Source organism: Streptomyces sp. LaBMicrA B280 (assembly GCF_049222185.1).
GTDB lineage: Bacteria > Actinomycetota > Actinomycetes > Streptomycetales > Streptomycetaceae > Streptomyces > Streptomyces murinus.
On sequence record NZ_JBMJCT010000001.1, the window covers coordinates 1 to 13358 of the forward strand.

Here is a 13358-nt window from a genome sequence, read left to right on the forward strand (position 1 = left end):
CCCCCGCGCCCGTGCCCCGCGCCCGCGCCGCGCCCGCGCCGCCCCCCCCCGCACCCCCGCCCCTACGCCCCCCAGACCGCCGGTCGTCGCAGTGTTGCCACGAACTTGTAGCGCGACCCCCGGTACACGGACCGCACCCACTCCACCGGCGCTCCCTGCGCGTCCCGTGAGTGCCGGGACATCAGCAGCATCGGCAAGCCCACGTCCGTGGCCAGCAGTGCGGCCTCCCGGGGGGTCGACAGGGAGGTCTCGATGGTCTCGTCCGCCGACGACAGCCGCACCCCGTAGACCTCCGCCAGCGCCGTGTACAGCGACGGACACGACGCCAGCACCCCCCGCAGCCCCGGGAACCGGCGCGCCGACAGATGGGTCGTCTCGATCGCCATCGGCTCCCCGCTGGCGAGCCGCAGCCGCTCGATCCGCAGCACCCTTTCCCCCGCGGCGACCCCCAGCAGCCCCGCCAGCCGCTCGCCCGCCGGTACCTCCCCGACATCGAGCACCTGCGAGGCCGGCGACAGCCCCTGCGCCCGCATGTCCTCGGTGTGCGAGGTGAGTTGCAGCGTCCGGTACAGCTTGGGCTGCGCCACGAACGTGCCCTTGCCCTGGATCCGGTCCAGCCGCCCCTCCCCGACCAGCTCCTGGAGCGCCTGCCGCACGGTGGTCCTGGAGGTGTCGAACTGCTCGGCCAGCACCCGTTCCGCCGGCACCGCCGCACCGGGCTGGAGCGCCTCGGTCATGGCGAGCAGCCGCTGCTTGATGCGGTAGTACTTCGGCACGCGCGCGCCGCTGACGTCGGTGGTCATGCCTGCCTTCCGGCTGTGTCGATGGGCTCCCGTTATAGCGACCAAGTGCCCTATGGTCTAGTCCAACTGAACGGACCGGGCGAAAGGGACGGACGCGACCGTGAGCGCGGATCCGAAGCGGACGAAAGCGCTCCGGTGACTTTCTCGTAACGGCCTCAACCCGGCTCCCGGACCACCCTTGACACCCCGAAAGGTCTAGGCCAAGCTCCACCGTACTGGTCTACACCATTAGTGGCCAGGTCCCGAGCCCTACGTGCAACAGCGTCGTACGCAGGTCACCGCCGAGGGCGTGGGGGGTTGAGTGGCATCCCTGAGGAGGGTGGCGTGAAGCGCAAGCTCGCTTCCGCGATCGTGATCGCGGGCATGATGGTCTCCGTTGCGGCGTGTGGCGGAAACGACGGCAAGGACAGCAAGGACGCGGGTCCCAGCAGCTGGAAGGGCCAGACCCTGACGGTGTGGACCATGGACGGCTCCGCGCCGCCGCAGTGGACCAAGGACGTGCAGGCCGCCTTCGAGAAGAAGACCGGCGCCAAGGTGAAGTTCGAGATCCAGAAGTGGGACGGGATCCAGCAGAAGATCACCACCGCTCTCTCGGAGGACACCCCGCCGGACGTCCTGGAGGTCGGCAACACGCAGACCCCGGCCTACGCGTCCACCGGCGGCCTCGCCGACCTCGGCGACCTCAAGCAGTCCATCGGCGCCGACTGGACCGCCTCGGTCTCCAAGTCGTCCGTCTACGACGGCAAGCAGTACGCGGCCCCCTGGTACTTCGCCAACCGCGTCGTCATCTACAACAAGAAGATCTGGGCCAAGGCCGGCATCAGCTCCACGCCGAAGACCCGTGACGAGTTCCTCAAGGACCTCGACACCATCGGCAAGAAGACGGACGCCGAGCCGATCTACCTGCCCGGTCAGAACTGGTACTTCCTGGACGGCCTGATCGTCGGCCAGGGCGGCGACCTGGTGAAGAAGCAGGGCGACAAGTACGTCTCCAACCTCGCGGACCCCAAGGTCGCCGCGGCCATGGAGATCTACAAGAAGTACGCCGCCTACTCCAAGGCCCCCAAGGACAAGGACGAGGCCACCCCGCAGCAGGCCACCGTCTTCGCCAAGGGCAAGACCGGCGCCTTCATCGGCATGGGCTGGGAGGCGGCCACCGCCATCCAGGCCAACAAGTCCATCGAGAAGGACCTCGGCTACTTCACCATCCCCGGCGCCACCGCCGACAAGCCCGAGGGCGTCTTCCTCGGCGGCTCCAACCTCGCGGTCGCCCAGAACAGCAAGAAGCAGTCCCTGGCCAAGGAGTTCCTGAAGGTCGCCCTGTCCGACCAGTACGAGGGCGAACTGGCCAAGCTCAGCGGCGTCATCCCGAACAAGACGTCCCTGGAGAGCAACCTCAAGGGCAACGCCGCCGCCGAGGCCGCGGCGCCGGGCGCCGCGGTGGGCGGCACCACCCCGCTGATCCCCGAGTGGGCCGCGGTGGAGAACACCCCGAACCCCATCAAGTCGTACATGACCGCCGTGCTGAACGGTAAGGCCCCGGCCGCCGCCGCCAAGGACGTCGAGGGCGAGATCAACCAGCGTCTGGCCCAGCAGAACTGACCCCGCGGCCGGGGGCGTCCCAGCGACGCCCCCGGCACACCTGCGCCGCCCGCGCCCCTCGGCGCCGGCGGGGCACACGATTTCGTACGGCCACGGAAGAGACGACGACTCATGTCAGTGCAGACCGAAGGCACGGACACGGCCGGGGGGCCCGCTGTCCGCAAGGGCCGGGCGCCGGCGCCGCCGCGCGGTGCGGACCGGGCCTCCCGGTCCCCGGCGGCCCGCCTTGCCGCCACCCCCTATCTCCTCCTGCTGCCCGCGCTGGTGGCCACACTGGTCCTGCTGGGCTGGCCGCTGGTCAAGAACGGCATGCTGTCGTTCCAGAACCTCAACCCGCGGCAGCTCATCCAGCACCTCACCGAGTGGAACGGCTTCCACAACTACCAGCAGGTCCTGACCGGTTCGGACTTCTGGAAGGTCGTCGAACGCTCGGTCCTGTTCACCGCCGTCAACGTCGTCCTGATCATGCTGATCGGCACCCTGGTCGGACTGCTGCTGGCCCGCCTCGGCAAGAAGATGCGCCTCACCCTGCTCGCGGGCCTCGTCCTCGCCTGGGCCATGCCCGTCATCGCGGCCACCACCGTCTACCAGTGGCTGTTCGCCCAGCGCTTCGGCGTTGTCAACTGGGTCCTGGACAAGCTGGGTTGGCACTCGATGGCCGACTACAACTGGCTGGGCAGCCAGCTCTCCACCTTCTCGGTGATCGTCCTGCTCATCGTGTGGCAGTCGATCCCGTTCGTCGCGATCAACCTCTACGCCGCGACGACCACCATCCCCAAGGAGCTGTACGAGGCCGCCTCCCTGGACGGCGCCGGCGCCTGGCAGAGCTTCACCTCCGTGACCCTGCCCTTCCTGCGCCCCTTCCTCTACTCCACGACCTTCCTCGAAGTCATCTGGGTCTTCAAGGCGTTCCCGCAGGTCTTCGCCATGAACGAGGGCGGCCCCGACCGCCTCACCGAGACCCTGCCGATCTACGCCTACGTCGAGGGCGTCGGAAACCAGCACTTCGGGGTCGGCGCGGCGATCTCCTTCCTCACCATCCTGGTCCTGCTCGTCATCACCTCGTACTACCTGCGCATGGTGCTCAAGCAAGAGGAGGACGAGCTGTGAAGCGCTCGCTCTTCGGCCGTATCTGGCCCAACGCGACCGCCGTCGTCCTCTTCGTCGGCCTCGTGTTCCCCGTCTACTGGATGTTCGCCACGGCCTTCAAGCCGACCGGCGACATCATCACCGACAACCCGGTCTGGTTCCCGAGGCACTTCACCTTCAGCCACTTCGACCGGGCCGTCCACGCCGACCACTTCTGGACCCTGGTCGCCAACTCCGTGACCGTGACGCTCTGTTCGGTCCTGCTGTCGCTCGTCATCGCCCTGTTCGCCGCCTTCGCGCTCGCCCGGATGCGGTTCAAGGGGCGGCGCGGGTTCATCGTCACCTTCATGCTGGCGCAGATGGCCCCCTGGGAGGTCATGATCATCGCCATCTACATGATCGTGCGCGACGGCGACATGCTGAACAGCCTGGTCCCGCTCACCGTCTTCTACGCGATGATGGTGTTGCCCCTCACCGTCCTGACGCTGCGCGGCTACATCGCCGCGGTGCCGAAGGAGCTGGAGGAGTCGGCGATGGTCGACGGCTGCACCCGCCTCCAGGCCTTCCGCAAGGTGATCTTCCCGCTGCTCGCGCCCGGCCTCATGGCCACCTCGCTGTTCGGGTTCATCACCGCCTGGAACGAGTTCCCGCTGGTCCTGATCCTCAACAAGGACATCGAGAAGCAGACCCTGCCGCTGTGGCTGTCGCAGTTCCAGACCGCGTTCGGCGACGACTGGGGCGCCACCATGGCCGCCTCGTCCCTGTTCGCGCTGCCCATCCTGATCCTCTTCATCTTCCTGCAACGCAAGGCTGTCAGCGGTCTGACCGACGGCGCCGTGAAGGGATGACGCCAGATGACCACACTCGCCACCGGCCCGGACACCCTGACCCGCGACGCCCTCGCGGTGCTGCAACCCGGCTTCGACGGCACCACCGCCCCCGACTGGGTGCGCCGCCGCCTCGGTGAGGGCCTCGCCTCCGTCGCCCTGTTCGGCCGCAACGTCGTCACCGAGAACCAAGTCACCTCCCTGACTGCCCAGTTGCATGCCGAGCGGGACGACCTCCTGATCGCCATCGACGAGGAGAGCGGCGACGTCACCCGCCTCGATGTGCGCACCGGCTCGTCCTTCCCGGGCAACCACGCCCTCGGCGCCGTCGACGACCCCGATCTCACCCGCGCCGTCTCCCGCGAGCTGGGCCGCCGCCTGGCCGCCTGCGGCGTCAACTTCGACTGGGCGCCGTCCGCCGACGTCAACGCCAACGCCGACAACCCGGTCATCGGCGTCCGCTCCTTCGGCGCCGCCACCGACCTCGTCGCCCGGCACACCGCCGCCTGGGTCGAGGGCCTGCAGTCCACCGGCGTCGCCGCCTGCACCAAGCACTTCCCGGGCCACGGCGACACCAACATCGACTCCCACCACGCCGTACCCCGTATCGATGTCGACGCCGAGACCCTCTTCGCGCGCGAACTGCCCCCGTTCCGCGCGGCGATCGCCGCCGGCACCCGGGCCGTCATGAGCGCGCACATCCTCGTCCCGGCCCTGGACCCCGACCGCCCCGGCACCCTCTCCCGCCGCATCCTCACCGAGCTGCTGCGCGAGGAACTCGGCTACCAGGGCCTGATCGTCACCGACGGCATGGAGATGCGCGCCATCTCCGGCACCTACGGCCTGGAACACGGTGTGGTCCTCGCCATCGCGGCCGGCGCCGACGCGATCTGCGTGGGCGGCGGACTGTGCGACGAGGGCACGGTGCTCGGCCTGCGGGACGCGCTCGTGGCCGCCGTACGCTCCGGCGAACTGCCCGAGGAACGGCTCGCCGACGCGGCCGCCCGGGTCCGGGAGCTGGCCCGCTGGACGGCCGGCGCGCGCGGCGACGCGGCCCGCACCGAACCGGCACCGCAGATCGGCCTGACGGCCGCGCGCCGGGCGCTGAGAGTGACCCGCGCCGGGGCCGCCGTACCCGTCAACTCGCCTGTCTACGTCGCCCAGTTCAACCCCGAGCCCAACATCGCCGTCGGCGACCAGACCCCCTGGGGCGTCACCGACGAGCTGAGGCGGCTGGTGCCCGGCAGCACGGACGGCTCCTTCACCGGCACGGACGCGGGCACCCTCGCCCTCGCCGCCGCCGGTGACCGCCGGATCGTCGCCGTCGTCCGCGACGAACACCGCCACGACTGGATGCGCTCCGCCCTCGACACCCTCCTCGCCGCCCGCCCTGACACCGTTGTCGTGGAAATGGGCCTGCCCCAGGCGCCACCGAGAGGGGCCGTGCACATCGCCACGTACGGCGCCGCGAGAGTGTGCGGCGTCGCGGCGGCGGAGGCCGTCGTCAAGGGCTGAGCGGAAAGCACGAGGGGCCGGGGGCCCGGTGTTCCGGCTGGGGTAGGTCCGGGGGGGGCCTACGGCGGGCGGGACGGGGCGGGGTCGGGGTCGGGACGGCGCGGTGCGCGTACGTCGCGGCGGGGGACCGCGGGAGCGGGGGCGGGGGGCCCGCGCCGACGGGGACGGGGACGGGCCCACCCGACCCGGACCGGGCCCGTGCCGGGCGTCCTCCGTGCCGACCGGGTCAACCCTGGGCGCCCGGGCGCCCTGACGGGACCGTCCCAGCGGCCCTCGCGGGCCTGACCGCCCCTTCTTCGTCCGGCCCGGCCCCCATCCGAAGCGGGGTGTGCTCGGCCCAACCCGGCAGGGCCGAGCCCACCCACCCCGGCGCTGTCCGCGCCCCGCAGAGGCGCGGTGCCGTCCTCGATATGCGGCCCCGCCGCGGGGCACGACAAGCCGCACCGCGCCCGCACCCTCTCCCGTGCCGAGGCCATCCCCACCCCGTCAAGAACCCTCCACGCCCCGGCGTATGCCACCGGCACATGTCTCACCGCCACCCACATCCGTCACCTCGGAGTGCTCGCATGCAGACACCAGCCCCCTACCTCCACCGCGCGGCTTCCGGCCGCCCCTACTTCAGCGCCGACGGCGAGACCTACCTCACCCCGACCCCGTTGCGCGACATCGAGAAGTCCCGCCCGCTGAGGGTGCTTTCGGCAGCGGACTTCGCGTTCTGGCAGCGTTACGGCTACGTCGTCGTCCGCGAGGCCATCACCCCCGGCGAGGCCAAGCAACTCCTGGACTTCGCCTGGGAGTTCCAGGGCCTGGACCCGGACCGCCCGGACACCTGGTACGAGCAGCCCGAGTTCCGCTCCGAACTCGACCAGCACCTTTTCATCTACGGCTTCGTCGAGTCGTACCACCACCAGCTCCTGTGGGACAGCCGGCAGAACCAGCGGGTCTACGACGCCTTCGTGGACGTCTGGGACTGCGAGGAGCTGTGGGTCACCCTGGACCGCCTCAACCTCAACCCGCCCAACACCGGCACCCGTTCACGCTCACTGATCGAACCCACCAGCGAGGGCTTCGACATCGATCTGCACTGGGACGTGGACACCACCCTCGCCGTGCTGCCCCAGCGCGTGCAGGGCATCATCGCGCTGAACGACACCCGCCCCGAGCTCGGCGGCTTCCAGTGCGCCCCCGAACTCTTCCGCCGCTTCGAGGAATGGCGCCTGGCCCAGCCACCCGGCCGCGACCCGATCCGCCCGAACGCCGACCGCACCGAGTTCCCCGTGGTCCGCCCCGACCTCCAGGCCGGTGACCTGCTCATCTTCAACGGGCTGCTCGCCCATGGCGTCGCCCCGAACCACTCGGAGCGCGGGGTCCGGGCCGTCCAGTACCTGTCGATGATGCCCGCCCTGGAGGAGCACACCGCCCTGCGCGACTCCCGCGTGCACTCCTGGCGCACCCTGGCCACCCCCGACTGGAACGGCACCCTCCTCGGCGACGCAGGGCGCCCCGAGGCGGAGCGCTACGGCCCGGCCGAACTCAACTCACTGGGCCGCAAGTTGCTGGGCCTGGACTCCTGGACCGGCGGAGGCGACGCCAAGTGAAGCACCGCGTCTGCCTCTGCCTGCCCACCAACCGCGCCTGCCCCGCGACGATCACCGCCCTGCACCAGGAGGCCGCCTACGCGGTCCGCCACTTCGACGTGGACGTCCATCTCCTGATCCTGGACTCCGCCGACGCCGACACCCGCGCCGACCACCTGCGGGTGCTCGCCGCGCTCCCCGAGGTCGCCCAGGTGACCGTCCACCACCTGGACGAGGACCAACAGCGCACCCGCCTGAGCGAGTTGATCGACACCGCGGGCCTTTCCGCCGGTCTCCTCGATCTGCTGCTCCCGCCCGCCGTCTCCTACGGCGCCTGCACCAACCGCGCGTTCCTGTTCGCCGCCGCGCTCGGCTGCCGTTCCCTGCACCGCAGGGACTCGGACAGCACCTACCAACTCCACGCCGGGCAACCGGTGTTCCCCATCCACCACGAACTGCCCTGGCTGGGCCGCCCCGCCGCCGAGGCGACGGCCGCCGGACTGCGCACCGACCTCGACCCGGCCCACGCCCGGCGCCCGGTCTCCCTGGTGGGCGCCTCCTTCATCGGCGAACTCTCCGTGGACATCGCCGAGATGCGCCGCCTCGATCCGGCCGTCTACCACGACGTGGTCAGCCTCTGGGCGCCCATCGACTGGCCGGAGGAGCGCAAACGGGACCTGGTCGCCGAGTCCTTCACGGGCGCGGGCACCGCCCCGTTCACCGGCGACCGCTCGACCCTCACCCTGGTCGACCCGATGCGCGTCGACATGTGCAACATCGCCTTCGACCGGGCCGTCTACGAACGCGTCCCGCTGCCGCCCGCCACGGACACCATCGGCAGCGACTACTTCCTGCTCCACCTGGTCCACGACGCCACGCTGCCTGGCATCCTGCACAACCGGCACATCGAGAACTTCCACACCCCCGAACGCCGCACCCCCACCGGCTTCCCCGCCTACCAGCGCCGCTTCGTGAAGTTCCTGCTGTCGATGCACTACTTCCACCATGTCTACGACCGCATGACCGCCACCGGCCCCGCCCTCCTGGACGACGACGACCGGGTCCGCCCCGACCGGATCACCGAGTTCCTCCGCGCGAGCACCACCCTGGACCCCGCCGAGAACCTCTGGCGCCTGGACCGCCTGGACGCGTCCTACCGCAAACTGGGCGGCAGATACGCGGAGTTCGCCGAGCAACTGGACGACGAACGCGACCAGTTGCTGACCGAGGCCGGCTCGGACATATCGGCCTACGCGGACCTGATCGACGCCTGGCCCGCACTGATCGAAGCGACCCGCACATGAACACCGCCCCGAAGGAGCGCGGGAACCCGCGCGCCCAGCCCCACCGGACCCGCACCCGCCCGGCAACGCCCCCCGGCACCCCCGTGGACGAACTCACCGCCGCCACCACCGACCGCATCGTCTACAACCTCACCGGCATAGAGCACCAGTACGACGCCCTGCGCGCCGAACTCCCCGCCACCGACATCCGCTTCGCCCTCAAAGCCTGCCCCGTCGACGACGTCCTCCACTGCCTGGCGGCGCGCGGCGCCGGCTTCGACGCCGCGAGCCCCGCCGAGATAGCGCAAGCCCTCCGCACCGGCGTCGACCCGAGCCGCGTCCACTACGGCAACACCATCAAGTCCGACCACGACATCGCCGAGGCCCACCGCCAGGGCATCCGCACCTTCGCCACCGACAGCGTCGAGGACGTCACCGCCATCGCCCGGCACGCCCCCGGCGCCCGCGTGTTCTGCCGCCTCGCCACCAGCGGCGAGGGCGCCCTGTGGGGCCTGAACCGCAAATTCGGCTGCGCCCCCGAGGACGCCGTACGCATCCTGGACACGGCCCGTTCGGCCGGCCTCACCCCCGCCGGTCTGTCCGTGCACGTCGGCTCCCAGCAGATGACCGCCGAGGGCTGGCAGGCCGCCCTCGACCTGCTCGCCGAGACCCTGACGGCGCTGGCCGGGCGGGGGATCGTACCGGACCACATCAACCTCGGCGGCGGACTGCCCGCGCTCGGCTACCGGGACCGCCACGGCGACCCCCTCGATCCGCCCCTGGACAAGATCTTCGCCGTGCTCCGCGAGGGCATGGACCGGCTGCGCGCCCTCGCCCCCGTCACCTTCGTCATGGAACCCGGCCGCCATCTGGTCGCCGACCACGGCGCCGTCCGCGCCCATGTCGCCCGCCTCACCCACCGCCGCGGCCCGGACGGCGCGGACGCGCACTGGCTCTACCTCAGCTGCGGCAAGTTCAACGGCCTGTACGAGATGGACCAGTTGACCCACCACATGGTCTTCCCCGGACAGCCGGACGCGGGGGAGACGGTACCGGCGATCGTCGCGGGACCGACCTGCGACAGCGACGACGCCTACGGCGCCGGCCTGCACCCGGTCCGCATCCCCCGATCCCTCGCCTCCGGCGACCCGGTGTGGATCCTCTCCGCCGGTGCCTACGCCACGAGTTACACCACCGGCGGCTTCAACGGCTTCGGCCCGCTGCCCTGCGTCTGCGTACGCGCGCACAACTCCCCAGACCATGAACGGCCTTGAAATGAACGACCACATACGCATCCGGGAGATAGCGGCCCCCGACTGGCCCGCGCTCGCCGCCCTCGAACACGAGGCGTACGCGCACCTCTCCCTCGCCGAGGGCGAGCACCTGCTGCGCTCCCGGGCCGCCGCCTCACCCGCCACCTGCTTCGCCCTCACCGTGGACGGCCGACTGGCGGGCTACACCCTCACGTTGCCCTACCCCCGCCCGCACTGCCCGGACCCGACCCGCCCCGAGCACACCCGCCACATCACCACCAACCTCCATCTGCACGACCTGGTCGTCAGCGCCCCGCTGCGCCGCAAGGGGCTGGGCACCCGCCTGGTCCGCCATGTCACCGAGACGGCACGGGACCGCGGCTTCGAGACGGTCTCGCTGATCGCCGTGGCCGGCAAGGAGACCTTCTGGCGGGCGAACGGGTACGCGCCCCACCCCGAGACCCCGGTCCCGTCGGCCTATGGCACCGACGCCCTCTACATGTCGGCCCGTCTGCCCCGCGAAGCGCTGAGGACGCCCTGATGCCCACCCCCTCCTTCTCCCGCGCGAAGTGGTCGATCGCGGCCCTGTTCTGCTTCCTCGGCTTCCAGTACGGCACCTGGGTCTCCCGCCTCCCCGCGCTGAAGACCCGCCTCGACCTGGGAGCCGGGGAAGTGGGTCTGCTCCTGATGGCCTGCGGCGCGGGCGCGGCCGCCGCGTTCCCGCTGGTCGCGGTGCTGATGCGGCGCCTCGGCTCACGCACCCTGTCGCTCGCCTCGGCGCTGGCCCTGATCGTCGTCCTGGCCGCGCTGTCGGTCGTACCGAACTACCCCCTGGCCCTCCTCGCGGTCTGCGCCGACGGAGTCGCCGTCGGCTGCCTCAACGTCGCGATGAACGCGCAGGGCGCCGCGCTGGAGTCCTCGTACGACCGCACGGCGATGTCCCAGCTCCACGCCACCTTCAGCGCGGGCCTGCTCACGGCGGCCCTGCTGACCTCCGGCGTCACCAGCCTGACGCAGTCCGTCCCGGTCCATTTCACCGTGGCCGGAGCGGTGTTGCTGCTCCTGCCGGTGTGCGCCCGCCGGGGCCTGCTCCCCGACGCCCCGGCGCCGACGGAGACGGCGACGACAGCGGCGGAGAGCCGAGGCAGACGACGCTGGTCCCTCCCCTCCGGCCTGACCCTCCTCATGGGCGCCGCCATGACCTTCGGCACCATCACTGAGGGCGCGATGAACGACTGGTCGACCCTCTACCTCAAGGACTCCGTCAAGGCGTCCTCGACGGTCGCCCCGCTGGGCATCGCGGTGGTCTCCGCGACGATGCTCCTGGCCCGCGCCTGCGCCGACCGCTGGCGCGACCGCTGGGGCGACGGCCCGGTGGTGCGGGCGGGCAGCGCGCTCGCCGCCGTCGGACTGGGGCTCGCGCTGCTGGCCGGCGGGGTGCCCGCGACGCTCCTCGGCTTCGCCTGCGTCGGCCTCGGCGCGGCCGCCATCACCCCGTGCGTGTACGTCGCCGCCGCCGAACGCGGTTCCGACGCACTGTCGTTGGTCGCCGCCATGGGCACCACGGGCCTGCTGGCCGGCCCCGCCCTGATCGGCTTCGTGGCCACGGCGGGCGGCCTCACCCTGGGTATGGCCGTGGTCGCCGCCTCGGCCCTCGCGGTCACCGTCACCGCGACCTGGATCCCCTGGAACCTCCGCCGTACCCCGGAGCGGGAAACGCTCCGGACCGCCCCGGATCACAAAGATGTGACGACTCTTCGTTGAATCGCCAACTGTCTTCACAGGTCCTTCACTTCCTGTCATGCTCCTCGGCCTGACCGCAGAATTCAGCCAATGGAGCCCGCCCTATGGACGAGATCAAGCCCACCACCGTCGATGCCGGCCGGAGCGCCCCGTTCCCGGCGGGCGGCGCGCTCGCGCACGGCGCCGCAGGGGTCCCCGTCGCGCCCGGTCTCACGGGCGTGGCGATGAAGCGGCGCGGACCCGTCGCCGTATGGCTGGGCCTGCCCCTCATCACGCTCGGGATCTACCAGCTGGTCTGGTACTACAACATCCACCGGGAGATGCAGGAGTTCGACCGGCGCCGGACCCTCAACCCCGCGGGCAGCATGCTGGTCCTGCTCTTCTTGAGCTGGACCCTGGTGGCGCCGCTGGTCTCCTTCTACAACACCGGCAAGGCCATCGCGAACGCCCAGCGCGCCGCCGGCCTGCCGGTGACCTGCAGCCCCGCCGTGAGCATGTGGCTGACCTTCGTCTTCGGTCTGAACGTCTGGTACATGCAGCGCCAGCTCAACCTGGTCGTCGCCGCCTACCCGGGCGTCGAGCCGGGCGCCGGGGTGCCGCTGGCCGCCTGACCGCGAACCGGGCCCACCGTGCGCGCTCGGTCAACACCCCGTCACTGCCCGCACCATCCCCCAACTCCCCGCGCACTACGTTTCGTTCCACACGGCCCCGACCCGGAGGAACGGCGATGAAGCGCAGAGTCACGGCATGGATGGTGCCCGCGTTGCTCGTGGTGCTGAGCACCCTGGGGGCCGGGGCGCCGTCGTCGGCGCAGGGGCAGGCGCGGGGGAGCGGGGGGAGGACCGAGAGCGTCGCGGTCGGGGCGCAGTACGACAGCACGCATGTGTATGTCGCCCCGGGCGAGATGGACGCGTTCGTCGACAGCTGGCAGGCCGCCTTCGGCGGGACGCATACGGCCAAGGTCGTCACGACCGTCACGCCGACGCCCAGCAAGACCGCGTCGGAGCTGGTGTTCTCGCCCGTCGGCACGCTGTCCGTGTTCGGGTTCCAGACGCCGGTGCCGTATCCGTTCGGGGCCGAGCGGACGGGGTGGCTCGTGACCGACCTCGACAAGGGGGTGCGGGCGGCCCGGGGGAGCGGGGCGCAGGTCGTCGTCGCGCCGTTCGACGACCCCATCGGGCGGGACGCGGTCGTGCAGTTCCCCGGCGGGATCGACGCGCAGCTGTACTGGCACACCACGCCGCCGTCGTACCCGGCCCTGGAATCCGTGCCGGACAACCGCATCTACCTGACCCCCGACTCCGTCGGCCAATTCCTCGGCTCCTACCTGCGGTTCACCGGCGGCCGGATCGTCTCCGACCGGCGGGTGGCGGACGGCGGGGAGCTGGGGCTGGACGGGCGGACGTACCGGCGGATCGCCATCCGGTCGACGTTCGGGAACACCGTCGTCAGCGTCACCGACGGCCATCTGCCCTACCCGTTCGGGCGCGAGGTCACCGGATACGCGGTGCGGGATCTCGCCGCCACCCTGAGCAGGGCCGAAGCGACGGGGGCCGAGGTGCTGTGGGGGCCCTACGCCTCGGGCGGACGGCGGAGCGCCATGGTGCGATTCCCCGGCGGGTACGTCGCCGAGCTGCACCAGGGCAGCGACGGCTGAGGCGCGCCG

Annotated in this window: 12 protein-coding genes; 11 read left to right on the forward strand and 1 reads right to left on the reverse strand. The window is 71.3% G+C overall.

The genetic code is table 11. The annotated features are described in order from the left end of the window. Positions 1-62: 62 nt before the first annotated feature. The gene (locus ACLF5H_RS00005) at positions 63-803 is read right to left on the reverse strand and encodes a GntR family transcriptional regulator (protein ID WP_421673977.1); all 741 of its coding nucleotides are present in this window, start codon (positions 801-803) and stop codon (positions 63-65) included. Between the two features lie 324 nt (positions 804-1127). Here ACLF5H_RS00005 and ACLF5H_RS00010 point away from each other — a divergent pair, with 324 nt between their 5' ends. The 11 genes from ACLF5H_RS00010 (at position 1128) to ACLF5H_RS00060 (ending at position 13349) form a co-directional block, all read left to right on the forward strand. Continuing rightward, on the forward strand, positions 1128-2405 hold the full coding sequence (locus tag ACLF5H_RS00010) for an extracellular solute-binding protein (RefSeq protein WP_421673978.1): 1278 nt from the start codon (positions 1128-1130) through the stop codon (positions 2403-2405). 111 nt (positions 2406-2516) lie between these two features. After that, positions 2517-3515, forward strand: a complete 999-nt coding sequence (locus ACLF5H_RS00015) for a carbohydrate ABC transporter permease (protein WP_421673979.1) — start codon at positions 2517-2519, stop codon at positions 3513-3515. Then, on the forward strand, positions 3512-4342 hold the full coding sequence (locus tag ACLF5H_RS00020) for a carbohydrate ABC transporter permease (RefSeq protein ID WP_421673980.1): 831 nt from the start codon (positions 3512-3514) through the stop codon (positions 4340-4342). Before ACLF5H_RS00015 ends, ACLF5H_RS00020 begins: the two co-directional genes overlap by 4 nt. Positions 4343-4348: 6 nt before the next feature. Further along, positions 4349-5836, forward strand: a complete 1488-nt coding sequence (locus ACLF5H_RS00025) for a glycoside hydrolase family 3 protein (protein ID WP_421673981.1) — start codon at positions 4349-4351, stop codon at positions 5834-5836. Positions 5837-6402: 566 nt separating this feature from the next. Then, positions 6403-7434, forward strand: a complete 1032-nt coding sequence (locus ACLF5H_RS00030; RefSeq protein WP_421673982.1) for a phytanoyl-CoA dioxygenase family protein — start codon at positions 6403-6405, stop codon at positions 7432-7434. Next, entirely contained in the window at positions 7431-8717 is a 1287-nt protein-coding gene (locus ACLF5H_RS00035) for a DUF6271 family protein (protein ID WP_421673983.1), read from the forward strand. The genes ACLF5H_RS00030 and ACLF5H_RS00035 overlap by 4 nt, the downstream gene beginning before the upstream one ends. Further along, a complete protein-coding gene (locus tag ACLF5H_RS00040; protein ID WP_421673984.1) occupies positions 8714-9970 on the forward strand; it encodes a type III PLP-dependent enzyme in 1257 nt (418 codons plus the stop codon). The genes ACLF5H_RS00035 and ACLF5H_RS00040 overlap by 4 nt, the downstream gene beginning before the upstream one ends. A 1-nt stretch (position 9971) precedes the next feature. Continuing rightward, positions 9972-10490, forward strand: a complete 519-nt coding sequence (locus tag ACLF5H_RS00045) for a GNAT family N-acetyltransferase (protein WP_421673985.1) — start codon at positions 9972-9974, stop codon at positions 10488-10490. Continuing rightward, positions 10490-11713: an MFS transporter gene (locus ACLF5H_RS00050; protein WP_421673986.1), complete on the forward strand. Its 1224-nt coding sequence runs from the start codon at positions 10490-10492 to the stop codon at positions 11711-11713. The genes ACLF5H_RS00045 and ACLF5H_RS00050 overlap by 1 nt, the downstream gene beginning before the upstream one ends. An 83-nt stretch (positions 11714-11796) precedes the next feature. Beyond that, positions 11797-12303 carry a DUF4234 domain-containing protein gene (locus ACLF5H_RS00055; protein WP_421673987.1) on the forward strand — a complete coding sequence of 169 codons (507 nt, stop codon included), beginning with the start codon at positions 11797-11799 and terminating at the stop codon, positions 12301-12303. A 116-nt stretch (positions 12304-12419) separates the two neighbouring features. Then, positions 12420-13349: a VOC family protein gene (locus tag ACLF5H_RS00060; protein ID WP_421673988.1), complete on the forward strand. Its 930-nt coding sequence runs from the start codon at positions 12420-12422 to the stop codon at positions 13347-13349. The last annotated feature ends 9 nt before the right edge of the window (positions 13350-13358 follow it).